This window comes from Streptomyces sp. NRRL WC-3549, from assembly GCF_000721935.1.
In the GTDB taxonomy this organism is placed as follows: Bacteria; Actinomycetota; Actinomycetes; order Streptomycetales; family Streptomycetaceae; genus Streptomyces.
This window is the reverse complement of sequence record NZ_KL585440.1, coordinates 54,434-55,086: the sequence shown is the minus strand read 5'-3', so window position 1 is coordinate 55,086 and position 653 is coordinate 54,434. Positions and strand designations below refer to the sequence as shown.

Genomic DNA, 653 nt, shown 5'->3' with positions numbered 1-653 from the left:
CCCGCCGGAAGGGCGGCGACGGCCCCGCGCCCCGCGCCGGGCCGTCGCCGCGGTGGTGTCAGCCCCGCACTCCGCGCAGGACCATGGCCACGGCGGTGTCGGCGACCGCGCCGGGCTCCTCCACACCCAGCTCGATACGGCGCACAGCGGCGTCCACCGAGCCCTGGAGCAGCATCGCGGCCAGCCTCGGCTGGGTGTGGCCGAGTTCGCCCAGCGCCTCGACGATCATGGCGATCAGACCGCCGTGCGCGGCCCGGATCTTCTCCCGGGCGCCCGCGTCCAGCTCGCTCGCGGAGATCGCGACGACCGCGCGGTGACGCCGGTCCCCGACCAGGTCGAGCTGGCGCCGCACGTACGCCTCGATCTTCTCCTCGGGGGTGGAGGCCCGCGCCATCGCGTTCTCCACCTCCGCCGCCCACACGGGGAAGTCGACGGCGCAGAGCTCCTCGACCACGGCCGCGCGGGAGCGGAAGTACTCGTAGACGGAGGACCTGGCGAGTCCCGTGCGTTCGGCGAGGGCGGGGAAGGTCAGCGACTCCGTACCCCCCTCGGACAGCAGGGAACGCGCGGCGTCCAGGAGGGCGCCGCGCTGCATGGTCCGGTGCTCGGCCACGGAGGCCGCTCGAATCCTGGGCACCTCCCCACTGTACGGC

1 protein-coding gene is annotated in these 653 nt (G+C 74.9%); it reads right to left on the bottom strand.

Annotated elements, in window-relative coordinates:
- Positions 1–58 precede the first annotated feature (58 nt).
- Positions 59–613, bottom strand: coding sequence for a TetR/AcrR family transcriptional regulator (locus tag IH13_RS0133140; RefSeq protein ID WP_031090320.1), 555 nt, complete (start codon positions 611–613; stop codon positions 59–61).
- Between the last annotated feature and the right edge of the window lie 40 nt (positions 614–653).